The sequence below is a fragment of the Providencia sp. CIM-Carb-044 genome (genome assembly GCF_033901115.1).
GTDB classification, from domain to species: domain Bacteria; phylum Pseudomonadota; class Gammaproteobacteria; order Enterobacterales; family Enterobacteriaceae; genus Providencia; species Providencia hangzhouensis.
In genome coordinates, this window is the sequence record NZ_JAXADV010000006.1 from 241084 (window position 1) to 261729 (window position 20646).

19 protein-coding genes are annotated in these 20646 nt (G+C 37.8%); 4 read left to right on the plus strand and 15 right to left on the minus strand.

All coding sequences use genetic code 11. From position 1 onward, the window contains the following. The first annotated feature begins 1 nt into the window (after position 1). Genes SJ312_RS14120 through SJ312_RS14135 form a run of 4 tightly spaced genes read left to right on the plus strand, consistent with a single transcriptional unit; the run spans position 2 to position 4767 of the window. A complete protein-coding gene (locus SJ312_RS14120) occupies positions 2-796 on the plus strand; it encodes an SDR family oxidoreductase (RefSeq protein ID WP_110591234.1) in 795 nt (264 codons plus the stop codon). Positions 797-807: 11 nt separating this feature from the next. Further along, positions 808-1599: an aspartate dehydrogenase gene (locus SJ312_RS14125; RefSeq protein WP_206277740.1), complete on the plus strand. Its 792-nt coding sequence runs from the start codon at positions 808-810 to the stop codon at positions 1597-1599. Between the two features lie 13 nt (positions 1600-1612). Then, the gene (locus tag SJ312_RS14130; RefSeq protein ID WP_319868054.1) at positions 1613-3082 is read left to right on the plus strand and encodes an aldehyde dehydrogenase; all 1470 of its coding nucleotides are present in this window, start codon (positions 1613-1615) and stop codon (positions 3080-3082) included. 41 nt (positions 3083-3123) lie between these two features. Further along, on the plus strand, positions 3124-4767 hold the full coding sequence (locus tag SJ312_RS14135) for a thiamine pyrophosphate-binding protein (protein WP_110591232.1): 1644 nt from the start codon (positions 3124-3126) through the stop codon (positions 4765-4767). A gap of 65 nt (positions 4768-4832) precedes the next feature. Here the strand turns inward: SJ312_RS14135 and SJ312_RS14140 are convergent, their stop codons facing one another. From SJ312_RS14140 to SJ312_RS14210, 15 genes are all read right to left on the minus strand, one after another. Continuing rightward, complete coding sequence (locus SJ312_RS14140; RefSeq protein ID WP_050763755.1) at positions 4833-5327, minus strand: nucleoside deaminase; 495 nt, start codon at positions 5325-5327, stop codon at positions 4833-4835. A gap of 215 nt (positions 5328-5542) precedes the next feature. Beyond that, entirely contained in the window at positions 5543-6595 is a 1053-nt protein-coding gene (locus SJ312_RS14145) for a fimbrial protein (RefSeq protein WP_153674070.1), read from the minus strand. An 8-nt stretch (positions 6596-6603) separates the two neighbouring features. Further along, a complete protein-coding gene (locus tag SJ312_RS14150) occupies positions 6604-7236 on the minus strand; it encodes a molecular chaperone (protein ID WP_319868055.1) in 633 nt (210 codons plus the stop codon). A gap of 10 nt (positions 7237-7246) precedes the next feature. Beyond that, positions 7247-7765, minus strand: coding sequence for a fimbrial protein (locus SJ312_RS14155; RefSeq protein ID WP_110591230.1), 519 nt, complete (start codon positions 7763-7765; stop codon positions 7247-7249). Next, positions 7758-8285 (minus strand): fimbrial protein, encoded by a 528-nt coding sequence (locus SJ312_RS14160; RefSeq protein ID WP_036958016.1) that lies wholly within the window; start codon positions 8283-8285, stop codon positions 7758-7760. The genes SJ312_RS14155 and SJ312_RS14160 overlap by 8 nt, the downstream gene beginning before the upstream one ends. Before the next feature lie 13 nt (positions 8286-8298). After that, positions 8299-10785, minus strand: a complete 2487-nt coding sequence (locus SJ312_RS14165; RefSeq protein WP_187710065.1) for a fimbria/pilus outer membrane usher protein — start codon at positions 10783-10785, stop codon at positions 8299-8301. Positions 10786-10801: 16 nt separating this feature from the next. Further along, entirely contained in the window at positions 10802-11488 is a 687-nt protein-coding gene (locus SJ312_RS14170; RefSeq protein WP_036958017.1) for a molecular chaperone, read from the minus strand. Positions 11489-11542: 54 nt separating this feature from the next. After that, positions 11543-12103: a fimbrial protein gene (locus SJ312_RS14175; RefSeq protein ID WP_004258027.1), complete on the minus strand. Its 561-nt coding sequence runs from the start codon at positions 12101-12103 to the stop codon at positions 11543-11545. Between the two features lie 105 nt (positions 12104-12208). Beyond that, a complete protein-coding gene (locus tag SJ312_RS14180; RefSeq protein WP_004258030.1) occupies positions 12209-12463 on the minus strand; it encodes a helix-turn-helix domain-containing protein in 255 nt (84 codons plus the stop codon). Positions 12464-13853: 1390 nt separating this feature from the next. After that, the gene (locus SJ312_RS14185; protein WP_110591228.1) at positions 13854-14063 is read right to left on the minus strand and encodes a hypothetical protein; all 210 of its coding nucleotides are present in this window, start codon (positions 14061-14063) and stop codon (positions 13854-13856) included. Between the two features lie 210 nt (positions 14064-14273). Next, positions 14274-14543 (minus strand): PAAR domain-containing protein, encoded by a 270-nt coding sequence (locus SJ312_RS14190; RefSeq protein WP_110591227.1) that lies wholly within the window; start codon positions 14541-14543, stop codon positions 14274-14276. Next, a complete protein-coding gene (locus tag SJ312_RS14195) occupies positions 14536-15447 on the minus strand; it encodes a hypothetical protein (protein ID WP_110591226.1) in 912 nt (303 codons plus the stop codon). Before SJ312_RS14195 ends, SJ312_RS14190 begins: the two co-directional genes overlap by 8 nt. Beyond that, positions 15444-18644: a toxin VasX gene (locus tag SJ312_RS14200; RefSeq protein ID WP_319868056.1), complete on the minus strand. Its 3201-nt coding sequence runs from the start codon at positions 18642-18644 to the stop codon at positions 15444-15446. Before SJ312_RS14200 ends, SJ312_RS14195 begins: the two co-directional genes overlap by 4 nt. Then, positions 18641-19870, minus strand: coding sequence for a DUF4123 domain-containing protein (locus SJ312_RS14205; RefSeq protein ID WP_187710062.1), 1230 nt, complete (start codon positions 19868-19870; stop codon positions 18641-18643). The genes SJ312_RS14200 and SJ312_RS14205 overlap by 4 nt, the downstream gene beginning before the upstream one ends. Continuing rightward, a partial coding sequence (locus tag SJ312_RS14210; protein ID WP_413776563.1) for a bacteriophage T4 gp5 trimerisation domain-containing protein occupies positions 19870-20646 on the minus strand: 777 nt, incomplete at its 5' end. The genes SJ312_RS14205 and SJ312_RS14210, both read right to left, overlap by 1 nt.

A 20646-nucleotide genomic window follows, 5' to 3' on the forward strand; every position in this document is an offset into this window, starting at 1 on the left:
CATGAATTTACAGTTAAATAACCGTGTTGCTGTCGTGACAGGAGGAAGCTCCGGCATCGGCTTTGCAACCGTCAAACTCTTACTGGATGAAGGCTGTAAAGTGGCATTCTGCGGCCGTGATCAAGACAAACTCCAGCAAGCACTCACAACATTACAAGAGCTCTACCCCCAAGGGCATTTTATCGCACACTCTTGTGATGTTCTTGATAAAACACAAACCGAAGCCTTCGCAAAACAGGTTCATCAGCAATATGGCCAAGTCGATATATTGATTAACAACGCAGGGCAAGGCTATGTCGCAAGCTATAGCGATACCCCCGAAGAAGCGTGGTTACATGAAGCCCAACTCAAACTATTTGGTGTGATTAACCCCGTGAATGCTTTTTTGCCATTCTTAGAACTATCAAATATTGCTTCTATTACCTGTGTCAATTCACTGCTGGCCTTACAACCTGAACCGCATATGGTCGCCACCTCGGCAGCTCGAGCAGCACTATTAAACATGACACTAAACTTGTCGAAAACACTGTTACCTAAAGGGATCCGCGTGAACTCTATTTTACTTGGCATGGTAGAGTCCGACCAATGGCGACGTCGCTTCGAAAATCGCACTGACAAGAATCTCGATTGGGAACAATGGATTGGCGATATCGCTAAAAAAAGAGGCATACCAATGCAACGTTTAGGAAAACCCGAAGAGCCCGCGAGTGCCTTAGTCTTTCTAGCCTCTCCCATGGCGTCGTTTACCTCGGGTGCCGCTTTAGATGTTTCAGGTGGCTTTAGCCATCATATTTAAAGGATTTAATGATGAAAACACTCATGTTGATTGGTTATGGTGCAATGGCGCAAGAAGTGATTACTCGCTTACCTGATGAGATAACACTGCGCTACATTATTGCTCGGCCTCATCACCACCAAGCTATCTTGGAACGCTTTAAAGGGGCAGTCACACCCATCGATAGCCTTGATAATAATATCGTTCCCCCTGATTTAGTGTTGGAGTGCGCGGGTCACCAAGCCGTTAAGCAATATGCACCAACGGTACTAGAAAGAGGCTGGACACTGGCCATTATCTCTACAGGTGCACTTGCAGACACGGACTTTGAACAACACTTGGTCGCCTTAACCCAACGCCACCACAGCCAATTGATCCCACTGACTGGCGCTGTTGCAGGGCTTGATGGCTTACGTGCGGCAAAAGAAGCCAATATCACTCAGGTGACCTACCAGTCACGTAAAAGCCCCGCAAGTTGGCGCAATGGTGCGGCTGAGCGTTATGTCGATTTGTCACAAGTGACACAGCCTACGGTGTTCTTTAGTGGCAGTGCTCGTGAAGCGGCTCTGAATTTTCCCGCAAATGCCAATGTCGCTGCCACTGTCGCGCTGTATGGCATTGGGATGGATGCCACACAAGTTCAATTAGTTGTTGACCCGAACACCACACACAATTCACATCGCATTGATGTTATGGGTGATTTTGGCCATTTCTGTATTGAACTCAATGGAAATCCTCTCCCCTCCAACCCGAAAACATCGATGTTAGCCGCCTTAAGTGCTGTTGAAATTTGTCGTCGTATCGCTGGGCAGCAAGCTATTTAATAGGAGCCAAATAATGAACAACATGGATATTTTTGTTGGTGGCCAATGGCAGCAAGGTCGCGGGCCTGAAATGCAGTCGCGTTTTCCGGGAGATAACCAAGTGATTGCCACCCTCAACAGTGCAAGTTTGGAAGATGTCGAAGACGCCGTGATTGCAGCCGATATGGCCTGGAGGATGCCTTCTTGGCGCAACCTTCCCGCTCACCAACGGGCGGCTATCTTATACAAGGTTAGTCGCTTAATTGATGAAAACTGCGAAGCATTAACCCAATTACAAACCTTAGATAACGGCAAGCCTTGGGCAGAAGCGCGTGGCTTAGTAATGAGCGCAGCAGCAACTGCTCGCTACTTTGCCGCGGTTTGTGAAGTCTCAGGTGGTGAGCTTCCGCCTCGCCGCCAGCCAGAACTGATGACCATAAGTACTTACCAACCCATTGGCGTGATCGCCGCAATCACGCCATGGAACTCCCCAATTGCCAGTGATATGCAAAAAATTGCCCCAGCAATTGCTGCCGGTAACGCAGTCATCTTAAAACCTGCGGAAGCCACGCCTCTAATTTCATTAAAATTAGCTGAGCTATTTGAGCAAGCAGGTTTACCCAGCGGCCTATTGAGCGTGCTCCCGGGTAAGGGGTCGATTGTCGGTGATGCACTGGTTCGCCACCCTCTGGTGAAAAAAATCTCCTTTACGGGTGGCACCAATACGGGACGACAACTGGCTCACATTGCGGCAGATAAACTTATCACCACGTCACTCGAACTTGGGGGTAAATCCCCAACTATCGTGTTGTCAGACGCTGACCTTGATATTGCTGCACACGGTGTTTGCTACGGTATCTTTAGTTCGATGGGGCAAGCCTGCATCGCGGGTTCGCGTCTGTTTGTGGCTAAAGATATCTACTCATCTTTTATGGAAAAATTAACGCAACTGACCCGCAACCTGATTATTGGTGACCCAAGGCAAGAGCGCGTTCATTTGGGGCCATTAATCTCCCCTTCGCACCGAGACAGCGTCAGAAACTATGTCGAACAAGCCGTACAACAAGGCGGGAAGATCCGTATTGGTGGAACCGCACCGGCTGACCCTGTACTCCAAGATGGCAACTATTTTTTACCGACGATTATTGAAGGCTTAAATAACCAATCTACTGTTTGCCAAGAAGAAATTTTCGGTCCCGTACTCGTCGTTATGCCATTTGATGATGAAGACGATTTAATTCAACAAGCTAATGATTCTGTTTATGGGCTTGCAGCAGGTATTTGGACAAAAGATTACACCCAGGCGTTTAAGCTCGCCGATGCGCTTGATGTCGGTACCGTTTGGGTTAATACCTATAAAGTTTTTTCTATTTCAACGCCATTTGGCGGCTTTAAAGAAAGTGGCATTGGCCGTGAAAAAGGCCTTGAAAGCCTCAAAGCCTATATGCAACAAAAAAGCCTATTTCTGGCACTTAACCCACAACCAAACCGTTGGTGTGAATAGCAAATCCGTCACCGGATTATGACAGCATTGAGGAGAATATAATGTCTGAAATGATTACAGTTGGCGAAGCTATCGCCAGAACACTCGAACAATACCAAGTCACAACGGTTTATGGGGTTATTTCAATTCATAATTTACCCATAGCAGATGCTATCGGGCGCCGAAAAGTGATTGATTTTACGCCAAGTCGTGGAGAGGCAGGAGCCGTTACCATGGCGGATGCACATAGCCGTTTTACTGGATTAGGGGTAGCGTTAACCAGTACGGGAGCAGGAGCTGGGAATGCTGTTGGCTCAATGATTGAAGCCATGAATGCATGCTCCCCCATGATCCATATTACTGGGCAAGTTGAAAAAGCTTATCTGGATATGGACGCAGGGTTTATTCATGAAACCCATGACCAACTCGGTTTTTTACGTTCGAGTTCAAAGCAAGCTTTTCGTGTTCATACCCCCGAACAAGCCGTTGCTACTCTACATAAAGCCATTCAGGTTGCTCAAACGATACCTTGTGGCCCTGTCTCTATCGAAATTCCAATTGATATTCAAAGTGCGCAAGTGCCATTATCCGTGCTTAGTGTGCCACTTCTCCCTTCTACGCTGCCTGACTGTTGTACATCGCTAGTCAATGCAATTTGGGATAAACTTCAACACGCTACACAGCCTCTATTATGGGTTGGCGCAGGTGCTCTACAAGCAAAAGATGCTGTCAAACGCCTTGCTGATGCCGGGATTGCCGTCATCAGCAGCACCCATGGGCGAGGTATTTTATCGGATAACCACCCATTCAGCTTACGTGCTTTTCATAATGCAGATTCCATTGATGCATTACTGCGTTCATGCGATTTAACTATCGTCGCTGGCTCGCGTTTACGCAGTAATGAAACCAAAACATGGTCATTACCTTTGCCACACCCCATCATACAAATCGATATAAATCCACTCGCAGCTAATCGCAACTATTTAGCCGACTTAACCGTAACTGGGGATTGCAAAAGTTTACTTGAAGCACTTGCCGATAAAATCGAACAAGCCAAGCGCCCTATCTCTGCTCAATGGAAAAAACAAGTACAAGAGGCGGTGCAACTGGCAGAAGAGCAACTCAGGCAACAATGTGGCCCTTATAGCCAACTCAGTGATGCCGTGGAGCAAGTCTTACCGAGTAACGGTATTTTTGTCCGAGACATTACGGTATCAGGGAGTTTATGGGGAAGCCGTTTACTCAAAGCGACCCAACCAATGCACAACATTCACTCATTAGCCGGTGCGATTGGTCTAGGACTCGCTATGGCAATTGGCAGTGCCAAAGCAAATCCGAATGTGCCTGTTATTGGCTTAGTGGGTGATGGCGGGTTAATGTTAGGCATAGGTGAATTGGCCACCATGGCACAAGAGCAGCTCCCCATTGTTCTGATTATTATGAATGACCAAGGTTATGGCGTAATGCGAGGTATTCAGGAAAAATATTTTTCAGACCGCCAATACTATAATGAGTTACTCACGCCTTCATTTAGCCAACTCGCTCAATCTATGGGGATTCAGGCATTTACGATAGATAAAGCTACAGATTTCGAATCAACACTACGCCAAGCCGTCGATTTGAAGCAACCTGTTGTCGTTGAAGTGTTAATGAATAGCATTGGCAAAATGAATTTCTCAGGCCCACCACAGAAAAAATTATTTTAACTTTCAAACTAATACGGGTGGCACAAGCCACCCTACTTCATTGATAGATAATGATGCAGTCAAGGCTATAAATTTGGCTTAAAATATTGCGTATAAATAGAAATAGCTTGCTCTTTTAAGACGCCTTTAACCACTTCAGGTTTAAAGGGGCTTTTGGCAAAAATCTCATCGCTACCTAACATAATATTAAAACCTGCAATCTCTGCGAGTTCATCATGAGAAAGGCTATAAACCATCCGACCTAATTGGCTCCATACCATTGCACCGGAACACATACAACATGGCTCACAGCTGGTATACAGCGTATAATCTGATAAATCCATGACTTTATGTTCAGAGCAATACTGGCGTATGAGACCTAACTCCGCATGATAGGTCGGGTCACTTTCAGTATGGATATGATTTTCACCAGTCATAACGACTTGGTTATTTTTAACCAATACCGCACCAAAGGGTTCATTACCATTTTTCGCCGCATCCGTAGCCAAAGCTAAAGCCTGAGTCATAAACTGAATATCCAATTCAAACTGTTGCGCATTGTTTTTCGATTTATTTTCCATATACACTACCTTCATGTGTGGATTTATATAATTTACAAATGGTTTAAATAGATATATCAAGTTTACTGGGCTAGTAAAACATAAAAAATGGCCATTCTCATTAATGCTAAAAAAACTGAGCTATTAGAGAGTCAACGCTAAAGAATGTACCTACTCTAATTTTCAAGTCAGATATTTAGTTTATCACTAACTGCAACTTTATATAAAACAGCTAATTATTGGTAAGAATATGTTAAGCCAATCATTGCATTTGCTGTTCCCGTTTTGAATTCTTCTTCTGGCTTACGTACATAGCCAAAACCCAAGCTAAAACTAATTGGGTTATTTTTTTCAGCGGTACCAGAACGCTGAATATAATATTTCTGTTGGCCTGGAATATTTGGAGCAGAGCCATCTGGGCCAAATTGTAATCGTTGTCCGCTTAAACCTATTACAGCATATCCAACACCTGATGCAGAAGAATCAGCTGTTAGCGTTGAAACCGTAGTTTTATTTGTTGTATCAGATAAATCAACAATTGATACATATACATTTATATTAGGGTCACATTGTAGTGAAAATGATTGTCTTTTTAGGCTTATATTTTCTGATGCGTCTGCCTTTTCAATAATACTTGCTGGAATTTTTTCCATTTCAACAGAGACAATTTTATTTGTTGGTGCACAGCTAGAAACAGTAGCATTAACAGTTATTGGGTTATATTGTACATTAACTATCTCTTGCAGATTTCCAACATCATCATAACACGCATATCGATACATTTTTTGACTTGGAATCACCACACTTCCAATAATTCTATCCGGTCCTTTGTAGATAAAAACACCTATAGTGACTTTAATAGGAGATGCTATTCGTGAATTATTACTTAAACTACCTTCCCAAACGACTGTATTTTTAACCGGTAACGGGACAAAACTTTCGTTAAATCCCCCAATAGGGGAAAATGAAAATCCAGAAATACCAGTTTCAAATAAATAAATCATCGGGTGAGAAGGTGATGCTTGATAAGATTGCCCATTCCAATGAGCTATTGGTTGGTACTCTATTCGACCAAGTGTATAGTTTATACTATTACTATTACATATGCTTATTCCTCTCCGAGAACCAGAGTTTTTAATAATCTCACCAAATGGTATTTGGTCGGCAGGCCCAGTGATCTCTATGTTAGTCATAGAATTAGTATTATACGTGTACTCAGGGATACCAAAAGCTTGATCCGATTGAAATAAAAAAGCAATAAAAAAAAACGTTATACTACATTGTTTCATATTAATTCCTAATTTTTACTATATGATAAATCCAGTGATTTAATTACGTCATTACTCTCATCATAAAAATTAACCCATATATGGCATGTATTACCTTTACAAATATCGTTTAATTTCACCTTTTCCTCTGGAACTATATTTACTATCCGTTCATTATTATATTGCTTATCTTTTGAAACTGAAATTGTAAAAATAAACTTTGATTTATTAATCAAATAAAACTCTTTATTAAAATTGATTAAACTTATTTTATCATAATCACTTTCTCGTATTTTACGATGTCGATAAATAACTTTAAAATGTGAGCGAATCGCTAGAGAAATAGAATTTTCACCACTATTTAAATCTGACTTTGGAATTGATGTAACAGTTAAGTTAATTAATTCATCTGATATATTACCAATTGCTGTTGTTGGTAATATTGTTATAATACTATTACTGTTTCTAGGAAGTAAAAAAAGTGGTGGTGATATGATAAATCTTTTATCACTTAATTCACTTTTTATTAAATAATCACTATTTTCATCATTCATTATTTTTATATTTAATGATTTATTTTCGTTATTAATTAAAAACCGTGTACCAACAAGTGTTGTACCAGAAAATGCATTGGTAATAAAGAAAACAAAAAATATAGCCATTAATATTCTATTAATCATAAGACAACTCGAAATTTGCAATACAGAGCACTTTACCTGCAGAAGAAGTATTTCCTGTTTTAACGTAAGAAGCGTAAAAATTAAAAATATTATTCACTAAGTTATGGTCAATTTTTAAAGTTGTTTTATTATTACTTATATCTATAATTTTTTTATTGTTATCATAAATTCCTATTGCAATATTACTTGCACCAGCATCTGTTTCATCTAAATTTTTTAATAAATTAGTCATTATAGTATCATTTACACCTGTAAATATAATATGAGCAGAATTAATATTTTTAGGGCAATTTTCTAAAACAATTGAAAATGGTGTTTCAGTGAAAGGAATACCGACCTGCTTTCCATTCAAATCGTTAGGATTAAGTCCGACTAGTAAACTAGCTGTATCATTAGAAACAGTGCAGCTACGCTCCATAACATTTGCATTAATGTTAATTTTTATTTGTTCGCTAAAAACAACTCTAGGAAGAAGTAGGAATATTATTAAAAACCCAATAATTTTATTCATAATAAATATCCAAAAAAAGTAAAGATGACGCATCACCTGATCCTATATTTATTTGAGTTGACTTATATCTTAAATAGAAATTCAAATCATAACTTGGGGTTGTGATAACTTCATTCAAAGCATACTTTGTATTTAATGAAATTTTTTTCCGGTATTTATCTAATATTTCAATAGCAAGTCCGGTAGCGATATCACCTTCAAGACTGTTTGCCTTTCCTAATATTTTCAATAAAGTTGGGTCGTTATCATCTTCCTCCCCAGAAAATTTATATGACATATTATTAACTTTACCAGAACAATTCTCGAGATGTATTGAAATAGGTTGCGTAGCACTAGTCGAGCCAATTTGATTAAAATCACTTGGATTTAAATCTAAAAAATTGATATTTTTAATTAAATCCTTACCCGTCACATTGCAGCTTTGTGTTAATATTTCACCATTAACATTAACTGTGACATCGACTGCGTACGCAAAAAAACCGATGAAGTATATAACTAAAAAAATAATATTTATTTTCATTATATAGTTCCTATTATTGGCACGCCACATTAACTTTGTTAATATTTTTCATTTTATCATTTTCATCATATTTAATAGAAAACTTACAAAGTTTATCTTTATCTATATTTACTGTATAGCTTGAATTAGGTTTAACACCAGTTAAATAAACTGTACTATCATCATTTACAATAGATATATTTTTTCCAGAATCATTAACTACTACTGTTCCAAATTTAATTGGTTTTTCTTGATACTGAAGTGAAACTAAAAAATTATACCCTTTACGTACATCGAAAATAACTTTACTGATAGCTCCTCGTGTCGGAGCTACTTTTATAACATTACCATCAATATCATAACCTGCCCCTAATGATTCAGGTGATAGACCTATATCATTATAGTGATATGCCGTTGCATAAGGAATTAAAGCGTAACCACTATTATTGATAGTAATATTTTCACCTGTTTTATCCACTTTAGCTCCAGCAGCCCCTTTGGCTTCAACTAAAATTGCAGTATCATTTGCCTCTCTAGCAAAAAGTAAACCACCAGAATGAACAAGGACAGAACCAGTGACTCCATAATCAAGCTCTTTTGAATTATTTGAAAATGATGTTCCTGCACTAAGTTCTGTTACATCTGCTTTATAACGTAGATTTAAATTTGATTTATTATCATTATTATTATTTATAGTTTGATAAATATTATAATTTAATTTTTCATTTAATGCAGTACCATATAGACTTGTCATAGTGTTATACTTTGAGTCATTGAAAGTGGTACTATTTGTAATATACATTCTATTTTTGTCCATCGCATTTGACAATGGGATAGATAATGATAAGTAAAATATATTGTCTGTATTATGGCTATACGTATTTTTATTATAGCTAGCTGATAGTATAATATTATTATACTGAGTCAATGTCTTATTCCAGCCTATTTGAATATTTTTAGATTTTAAGTCGCTCCCCCAGTATGAATTAACATTTCCCCATGCATATAATTGTCCATAGTCACCTAAACTTTGAGAAATATTTACTTGAAAGCTGTTCTTTTTCCTTTCATTACTTGAATAAAATAAGTAATCATTTATTTCACCTTTGTAACTATTTCTGTAATTAGCTTCACTAAAAGTATAATAGTCAGATGTTGAGTATCTATATCCTGTCAACTGAATATTTGTACCAATATCACTAAATGATTTCGCATACAATATTCTATATGACCCACCACTATATTTTTTATCATGTATTTTAGCTTGTGCTTGTATTGTATCAATAGATAAAGCTCCAAATGCACCAATATCTTTACTTAAACCGATTCCAGTAGCTAGATAGCCACTCGCAATTTGATACCCCGTATAAAGAGTTGAATCTAGTGGTAAGCCAATTCCAATTGTCCCTTGAGCAAACTTATCTTTTTTGGCTGATGTTATATCTAGCTGACCAAAAGTAAGTGAATAATTATAACTACCTTTTCGTAGTAAATTCGGTAAAGAAGAATATGGAACAATATACTTTGTTACGACGCCTTCACCTGACGTTAGCTCAACTTCATAGTCACCGCTTGTACCAACAGAGTTTAAATTATCAATATTATATGGACCTGGATTAATATACTCTTGGTACAATATATTTCCATTTTGTTTAATTGTTATCTTTGATCTAGACTCTGCTATACCTTTAATTGTTGGGCTATATCCTTTTTCGCTATCTGGTAGCATTTCATTTGCAGTAGATAATGTGATACCTATATACGGATTTGAGTCAAAAATCATTGAACCTAAAACAGTTTGTCCTGCAATAAGTGTACTTTTAATTGAATTTATATTTCTTAAGATTGAAATATTATTTGACTTCCATTCATGATTTGATTTTGACCCTATTTTATTCTGATTATAGTATAAGTTTGAACTGATGCGCCAAGCACCTAAGTTCAACCTATTATTTAAATTCAAAAACAGAGAAGAATAGTTACTCATTCTATTATTTCTTGAATATGACCCATTTAAATTGTAATTTGTCATTAGTGCAGAAATACCATCATCCCAATCATTCTCGCTTGCCAAGGTTGATCTAATGGAATTAAGATATATTTGTGGTATTGAGAGTGTTAGTGTTAACTTTGACAAGTCAACATTATAGCTAAAATCATTTATGTATTTATCAATATCAATACACTCATTATCATTTATTTTTGACAGATTAATTTTTTCTTGAGTATCTTTATTAAAGGGAATCAAACTCACAATTTCTTTTGTAAAACAAGCTATAACTTTCTTATCATTACTACTTTGCTTGAACTCAACACTAACATTTCTAATAAATCCATCACCAACATTTAAGTTTAAAAAATATTTTCCAGGTGTAACATTATTGCCTGCCGAAAGATAAGACAAATCATCGATAGAAGAAACATCAGAACCTAAAAATAAAGGATTGAAGTAATCTTGCGAATGTAAGTCATTAGAATGTAAAAATAGACTAATCAAAAAAAATTTTCTTATTATTCGCATAGATATACTTCCAGAATTAAACAAAGTTACACTGTATATTTTTTATCTGAACACCATAGTCATTAATGAAATTGAAAAATAATTTTTTACTCTTATCATTATTATTAATATGGATGAATGTTTTTGGTGCTATCGTTTCTGCTTTTGATACTTCAACACCATTTATAGTCAAAGATACTAAATTCATATAAAATGGAGTTGGGTTATCAATTCTTAATTTATTATTTTCATAACTACATTTTAAATCTTTGTATGACTCAAATGAATTTCCTTTAATTTCACTAGGTCTAACAATCAGCTTTATTTTAGTTGTCGTTGATATTAATAATGCATTATCTATCTTCTGTTCTTGTTCTGTTAAAGATGGAATAACTTTTGAGTTTAGATAATATAACTTCTCTCTGTCTTTAGGTAACTGTTCTTTATCCCCAGTAAAAACAACATTCAATAAGCTATCTGAATTTGATTTAATTACAAATAAAGGCGGTGTTATTACAAAATCAGTACTTTTTTTTTCATGATCATCCGATACCCATGATTGAACAAGGTAATTTCCATCTTTATCACTATTATATATTTTTAATGTTATTTGATTTTTTTCAGTTGGATAAATTAATCGAGTTGCACCTAGTGAGACTCCGCCAGCATAGACCGATTGGCAAAAGAAAAATAAAGATAATATAACGAATATTTTTTTTAGCATATAAACAAGCTCCATGATTAATGATTGGCCATCACTGGCCAATCATTAATAAAATTAATTGTAGGTAAGCATAAAGTTAGCTACAGATTGAACTTTACCAGCAGTTACTACGGCCCCTATTGATTTATAATCAACAGATAATGGAATAGTAGTTGTATCAGTTAAATCAACTTTTGAACTTAATGCGCCAATTTCTAATGGACTACCATCTGGATTAAACAATTGTAGACCTACGTTTTCCGCAGAGCCTGCACCAGCAGTATTTGCTAATAAACCAGGCTTACCATCAACAGTTTGCCCATTGAATGAAATTTGAACTGATTTACGAGTTGCAGTATCACACTCAACCAAATTAATATTGAATGGCTTAGCTCGCATTGCAAGTTGGTCTGCAGCAGTAAAAGTTGTTGTTTTAACTGTATCTAAAGTAACAATTTTGTCAGTATCTGATCCAGAAATAGCACAAGCTCCAGATGTAATCTCACCATTAAATGTTACTTTACCACCATTAACTGTTAATGCAGGGAGAGGATCATTTTCTGCAGCAAATGTTGAACTACAAATAATTGAAGAAACAACTACAGATAATACAGCAAGTTTATTTTTAATATTCATATATATTCCTAATTTATTTAGTTTGTTTTTATTACCGACAGATAATAATTAAAATATAATTATCGCCTATCTTATTTAATAGCATTAAATTTTAATAGAAAACAATTAAATGCCATTTAATCTTTTAGCATTTTTAATTACTTCATTAGTAAAGTAATTCCAGTCCAAGCCAAATATCTCAAGATATTGATTTACCCGTCCTATGGTCAATTGTGTTTTTCCATTTTCATACCTTGAGACTTGTTGTTGGCTTATTTTTAATAATATGGCTAATTCACCTTCTGTGATACCATTTTGTTTTCTTAATTTTTTTAAAAATGAAGACGCCGCACTATTTAATATGTCATTTTCAACTCTCATTTTTATCACCAGAAAATATAATATTAGAGTAGACAATTTAATATTAGAGATAAAATTTAATTATTTTCCTATATCAAGTATCAAGCTATGGACCTGAATTTAATTTATATTTTTCAAATACACAAATATGAATTATTTTCCATTTACTCCTTACACGTGTTACACCCCGTTTTGTTCATATTTCTCCATTGAAAAACTTGTTTTTACCAACCTTTAATCATGTTACAAACACATAAAATGAAACAATTAATCACAGACTGAAACACAATGCTCAGAGCTTAAGTTAACGTTAACAGTTAGCCGTCTATAGGTTAAATTCTCATCACTCATCCTTATACAGCAAATGATAACGTTAACATTATCATCTGAAAATAAAAAAAATAAAATAAACATAGTGACTATACCTATGTATATTACTTTATAACTCTAAAAAAGTTAGACAATTTGCTTACAAATTTTACTTTAAAAACACATTAAAACTTACAAAATGATACTGGTAAACATATCTTATCCTATTTGGATAATTTATATTCATACTGAATTGATAAAAAACAAATATAACATTTACACTAAATTACAATACTAATTCCTTATCGTGGAATTTACACATTTATTTTAATACCTAATTGTATGAACTCTACCTAACCCATTAACTTATTTGATATAAATAATATATGTATCTTATTTAATTGGTTATAATTAAATATACGTCCTTTAAAATCTAAAATATTATCCTACTACTCTTAGCACCAAAATTCGCAGAGAGGTACTAGATGCATTAGTATCAAAATGCAATCCTCAGGGGAAAATATTCTACTTACGCGACTATATAAAGAAAAACAAAAAAGATAAGTTTATTCAAATTTGACTACGGACTAAAATGAAAATACCAGCTCTACATGAAATGACTAAAATATATAATTTATGGTTAAACAAGGATAAAGATCCAACCAATGGACTAGATATTATTAAAAAAGAAGAGCAATAACTAACTCAACTTAATAATAACAGGTTTTACTTGAGCAATAAATATATGGCCATGTGAATACTTCCAGTGCCTTTTTCCCATAAGAATATTATCTAAAATATTTTTTGTTAGACATTCAGGTAGTAAAGGACATGATAAAAAACCACTGCTAATTAAATTATTTAGCACCAAAAATAATTATATCTTTAGCGAATAAATGAGCCTAAGAATAATAAGCTAATTGAAATACTATACAACATCACGATACTACAACATGATGCAAGAGCAAACCTGATGAATACAGTTGAAAGACTCGAACTTCGAATTCCTTTAAAACAGCAAAAAATTAAATATATCAAAATAAGATCAATAATGACCGTTGTTATAAGCCCAATTATCGGTATCAACACATTTAATCCTAAGTCATTTAAAAGGATTGTTTAATTTTCTTGTTTTACCCATAAACCGCCAGATATCTAGGGAGTACAACACTAAAGCGATAGAAAAGAACCCAATAACAAAATAATCATTAAATCCGCTAATTAGCACAGCGACACCTGCAACAATCATTACTGCAGTACGCCACTTGAACGAGGAGAGGAAATCAATAATTACATCCAGTAAATCCTGCATACAATTCCTTTTAAGGGCCTTGAGTGAATAGTAACCATATCTACTTTAGGTAGATACTCATAGGGATAAACTAATTATTGATGGTTTTTAATGGATTCAATTCTTGCCATTTAAACGGTTAGTTTTATCTCACTAACGAGTAACCAAAGTAAAGCAGCAACACGTGACAATGATATGCGACCTATATGAGAAGTTAAAACACATTAACATTTAGCCTACAGCAACAAGCACACAGCCCCCAGAACATCCACAAGCGACTTTGTGACCTTCTAGCGCAACAGGGATACCATTAATTTTCATTAAGCTATCGCCTTCAACGATAGTCCCTGTTTTTTTACATGAAGGACAATAGACAGAGTCGCCCACACGCGCTACACCTTGGATTTGTTTGGCGAGAGAAGAAGCTGTCAGCACCGTACCACCGGTATTCGTCGTATCATTTTTTAAAATGAGTTTTCTGCCGTTCACAAGACTACGCACTGCGTTTTTTCTCCTGATCAAGCTTTGCTAAAATCTGTTCGACCTGTTGCTCAAAATCAGCAGGAAGTGGGTTCTTACCAAAAGACAAAAAGGGTTTACGGGCTTGGTAATCGACTGATGAAACGGCATCTCGCCCCTCTTGCATATAAGCATTGAGAAACGTGATAAAACGATGGTTTTCACTGTCGGTGCTGGTCAGAAAACTGGAGTAATGTGAGACATTCGGGCGATAGAGTATGGTTTTTAGTTGACCTACTCTTTCATCAATGCCATACAGTTTAATCGCCAGCATTTTACCTGCATAGCCGAATTCTGCATCTTCATAGCGTGTTAAACGTACTTTTCCCATCCCATAGCTATATAATATTCCTCGTTGCCTATCAGCAATGAGATAAACTTGAGGAGTAAAGAAAGAGAGATAACCTAATAGCCACAAAAAACCGGGGAAAAAAATTAGCCAGCCAATTATCATCAATATCTTAATCTTATCATTTTTATAAATTTTATCAGTATAGTAATCGACCAAATATGTTCCAAGACTTATTTCCTTAGCTTTCATATATGGCAAATATCGCGATAACTCTTTTGGTAACTTATCTACCCCATATTTTTCATTGTAGTAGCTAGACCTATCTTGAAGGGTAAAATAATTTGACTTATGGTTTTCAATAAACCCGAACAGCGTATAAAATGCCATTATTAAGAGCACGATAAAAAAAGGTATCGTGTTGGTGAGCTGGCTATTTCGCTGTGGGGAGGTAATCACACAACGCTGTTTATTGACCGCATCTAAAAATACCAGTTTTTGAGGCTCCAACGGATCATCGTAGTGATGACTTTCTTCAATCAATGGCGTGGTTTCTAATTGCTCTGGGTGCTTTGTTGCTGTATATAAACTCGTCATTCGGTGCCTTCCTCATCAATACAGCCATAAAGTTTATCATCAGGATCACCGTTTCGGTAACGCAGTGGCGCAATTTCGCCTTTCAGACGATCCACCAAGTAATACCAATAAATGGATGGAATAGATTGCCTCAGAGGATCCCTTGCAAAAATACCCGCTTCGACTTCAAATCTCAGTACAAGCTCTCCATCACGCAGTGTCGTATTGGCTAACGCATCTTGCAAAGCTGTCTCAAAGACTGCATTAAATTTTGTTTGCTGTGAAGCCAAATAATCAATCCCACGATGTTTGACTACCGTATCCCTTTGTTTGGGTAAAGAGGCCATAGGTGTTCCAGCGGGATAAGCAAACAAAGCTTTCTTTTCAACCAATTGATATTCAATATCCGAAATACCACATTGAAAATTGCCCAGCGTAAACTGATATTGGATGACATAATGTGCAGCCCCGTAATGGCTTTGCCCTAACCCCGCCTTTGATTTTGGAATAGCACTGACTTGTAACTGGGAAGTAAAGAAAAGATTCGCAAATTCTTGAAGTTCCATTCCAAAATAATTTCGATTATCTTCAATATATTTAATATAGTCTTCTAATTGATCATATTTAATATCTGGCCTATTGATATTTTGCCCATCATCTCGTTTGCCCCCTCCCGCAAAATACTTATCCCCATTCCCCCAAAAACACTGCTTCAATAACTCTTCAAACGCATCCGTTTTAAAGTAATTGTAAATCGCCATACCAATTCCGAATACGATGGCACCGATAATAATCAATTCCCACGCAAATGCCGCAACGGCGGTCGCCACCACGCCTTCCGTGGCACCGTATGCCGCTAACCCCACCGACAACGCCAATGTCCCTGCTGCTTCCGCAATTTTTGCCGAGCCCGTAATGTAATTACTGTTATAAAACTCCGCGGAGGCTTCGGCGATAGGTAAGGCAACCCCTAAAATCGCCACGGTATACCCGAGCCCTTTTAATCCCACTTTACCTAATTTGGTTTGGATTTCAGGCAACTGAATTTTGGTGAGTAACCGCTGAAGCGGCGGAAATGTGACCGCTGCTGCATATCCTCTAGCCGCTTGACGTATTTCAACCACTGCCTCTGCGGTATTTAAAATATGGGCCACCATTTGAATGCGAAAGATATTTACGGCGGCGGTATTTAATGGGTCTTGCTTATCAAACTCTTTCGTATGGGCGACTGCATTGAATTCAATGATACTCGTGAGCAATGTGTAGACATCTGCCCTCAATTTGATGTGGCTGATTAAGGCGTGTTTATCAGTTGGTAGCCCCGTAGAGCGATAACCTTCTATCAGGTTAAATTTGGCAGTGGTAATAACGCGCTTGAGTCCTGCCGATTTTAATCGATTATCCCAGTCAAAGACCTTCTTCATGTTTTTCGAAAAACGTTGGAGTGGCTGACTCATCCCTTTCAGTGAACTCATCCATTTTCTGAACTCTTCAGCGCTTAAGGTCGCGAGTTCATCAAAACTCACGGAAATACCGAAATACGCCAAAAAAGCGGGGAGCACTTTATGCGCCAGAAAATCCAACCCCGCTTGGCTGATACGTCGTACAGAATTTTTGGCATTATTCAGATGGGTATGTGCTTCCGTATACGCGTACCCCAAGGCATCCCAACATATCATGACGGCTAAACGTAATGACGGTAAAACACGCTCTTTAAATTCACTGAGCGCTTTATTTTTTATCACATCTTCATTCAATACATCCAGCAAGTTGGTGATAAATTCCTTCCAAACCTCCCCGTCATCACTGTCGGTTGATAACAATAAATCGAGTGTGACGCGCCCTGACGGTGAACTGTTCAAGGGGGCGAATAGCTGTTCATGCAGTTGGCTGTAGGCCTCTAATTCATCAAAAAACGCCGAGTGCCAAAAATCCCCTTTTTGATATTGTTCTTTAATTAAAAAAGCATGGTCAAGATAGTTTTTAATACCACCGACCTGATTTTTAACTGTTGGGTTGCTTAAAAAATCACGGTAGAGTTGGACAATATTGGCTTGCAATGTTTCAAACTCTTGATTACCCGCTTCAATTTGCGGCCAATAGGTTTTCCATCCCTGAACATCAATGTGTTTGGTAAATTTATCTTTTAATGCTTTTCCTTGCTCCGTTTTCGCAACGTCGGGATTATCAAACTGGGTTTCTAACGCCGAAAGATAGTGACCCACTTTATTTGGGTACTGCCAATAACGTTGGAACATCGCATACGTTGCTGTCACGAAAGTATAAAGCGATAAAATATCTTTTTGATAGCCGATTGGGTCATACAGTGCAACTAAACAACTTTTTTCTTTGTAATCTAAATTTTGTTTCGCTTGATTTAACAGGGTATCGGTACTTTTACTGGCACTATTCATTCCCGTGATATGGGAAAAATACTCTTTTGGTAGCGGATTACCGATGGATTTTGAGTGCTCAGTAAAGGCGGAAAACTGGTCTGACTCGGTTTTATATTCTTCAACCAGATAGTCAATATGCTCAGCGTTCAATTCAAGCGCATGGGGATTCCCATTAAAATCCACCAAATTGATTTTTTGCATAAATGCCTGTCGATAAGAGGCATCCGTTTCCATTTTATCTAAGACATAATCAGACAGGGGGCTATCACTGAATAAAAACAACGCCTCCATGACGTCTTTTTTAATCGGTAAATACGGGTATTGACAAGATTGTGCTTGTACCGATTGAGTTAATGGGTCACGCAAATAAGGGATAAACCCTTCCTCTGCATCCCCTTTTTCTTTTGCACTGACTGCTTCACTGGAGCTATCATCATCCGAATAGACATACCCATTATCGTAATGTTGCACAACATGCTTAAAAATCAGCAACTGTCCTTTAGTATCAAGGCGGGTGGGAAATTCACCTTCCTCAAAGACATAAACCCAGCCTGTGCGCAGTAATCGAGCCGAAAACCCTTTAGTGTCAGAGATTGACGAAGCCGACAGTAACGTCGAAATAGCGGGCGGAACCGCCGCTTTCGCATTTTTATCACCATATAAATTTGAGTAGGCATAACGCACTGGATACACCGGACGATGTTCATTCTCACATGGGCAAACGACCGCATCGGCTTGTAAATTTCTGGGGGATGCTTGATTCACTGCCTCGACGACTTTACGGAGCTGTTTTTCTTCTGGGGTTAAGTATTTTGAGGTCACGGGGTCACTCCTTGTGACGATAAGCAGTATCGATAACGGTGATAATTAAACGTCACGGCATTTGCTTCATAAGGCTTTGCTTGCTCTGTTGCTGATTGCCATAACGTTTCGTTTTGAGTACAGGCATGGCGAGCAAGGACATAATACAACAACGCTTGTGTTTGGCTGATATCACTTAAAAAAGCCTGATTCATGATACGTAAACAAAATGCCTCTAAGTCGGCAGAGCCTGATAGCTCGCTCGATGTTGACAAGGGCGGGCACTGCGCTATCAATTGTTTGGCTTTATTCAATGTCTGCACCAAGGTCAATGCTGCATAATGCCGATACAATTTTTCATTAATAAACAGTGGCTCACGAGGGCGAGTATCATATAAATAATCAGAATGAAAGGTGATTTTGACCCCATCAGGGTAATTGGCACTGTAGCCGTAGAACGCCTTGACTCCACTCACCACATTAAGTAACTGCCCATGGGTCAATGATTCAATAAATGGCATAAAATGTGACACATCGTAAAAACGGAAAAAATTCCAACTGTTCAGCGGTTTGTTATGTAAATACGTCATCTTACGCAATTGACGATGAATATCAGTAAACGATTTAAGACTGTGAATGAAAATCCCTAAAGTACCTTTGTTGGATAAGCTTGAGCAGTGCTCTAGAAAGACTTCTCCGGCATGATTAGGGAGAAGGTGTATCAAATAAGGCGCTTGGTCCTCAAGGCTGTCTTGGGTTTCTCCTTGGTACAACGATTGCCACGGCAATTGGCTGCCATGTAACATCGGCACAAGATGCTGCCCCGTTTGCCTATGGTATTCACCGCTGTCAATCACCGCATAGAGGTGAACCCCATCACTAAATGCGGGTTGCCCCTCCGCGTAATGGATATCCCCTTTTTCTGACGGTCTAGGATGGGTAAGATTGCGTTCATCCACCAATACAGCCAACACATTTGCCTCATGTTGTTCACGTACTTGCCGAACTAACGGTAGCGCCAGTTTTGAGCTTTGCTCAATATAAGTGACTAAAGGCGTTAATATTTCATAATCAGCAAACGTGTATTGTCCGGAGTGAGCCGTAAAGTACTGGCGCATCCGTTCAATCGCCTGCGATTGGTTAGCGCCAGCAACCGTCATAATACCATGAAATTGTTCACTGTTTCGCGTATAACGGCACTGTGCGACCCAATACTCCTTATAAATTGTATTCGGACTCCAGTGCATTAGGTCGTTCCTTTTTTCATCGCTTTCGCACGGCAATCCTCCGCTAACGGTAACCCTTCATTAACCGCCGCTTCCAATGAGGCGACCGCTTCGGGTGCCCCTCCGGTCACTGACACATTACCTTTTAGCAGGATATTGCCTGTGATAGTCACGCCTTGTGCATCCAATTGAATCGACCCCGCTTTACCACGAATAATCACTGTTTCACTGGCTTGCAACGTATGCACTTTGGTGTGGGTATGAATACCGCCTGCAGCCTTTAACATGTAATCATTTTGGATGTCACACTGTTTGTTTTCACCCACTTCTTGAAAGTGACTCGCGTGAATAACTTCTTTCCAGCTGTTATCAATGCGTGTAATACGGTCTTTCCCGATTTGCTCAAATTGATTGACATCAACCTGTAAGGTCTGCTCATTAATGATGTGTATAAATTCGTCATGGCACACTTCATGCTTACGGTCATTCGCCACAGTATGACTATCATCATTCCCGACATATTGGGTTTTGTTGCGATTAATGTGAATGTTGTTATCGCGCTGCGCATGCACATAGATTTCTTCTCGACCACTTTCATCTTCAAAACGCAGTTCATTAAACCCGTCCCCTTTATGGGTTTTGGTTCTAAACGTGGTCCGAGTCTTCTCACTTGGCAAGTCTAATGGTGGCTTATTTCGCCCGTTGTATGTACACCCAGTTATAATCGGTTTATCTATATCATTGTTAAGATAGGAAATAATCACTTCCTGCCCAATTCTGGGGATGGACATAAACCC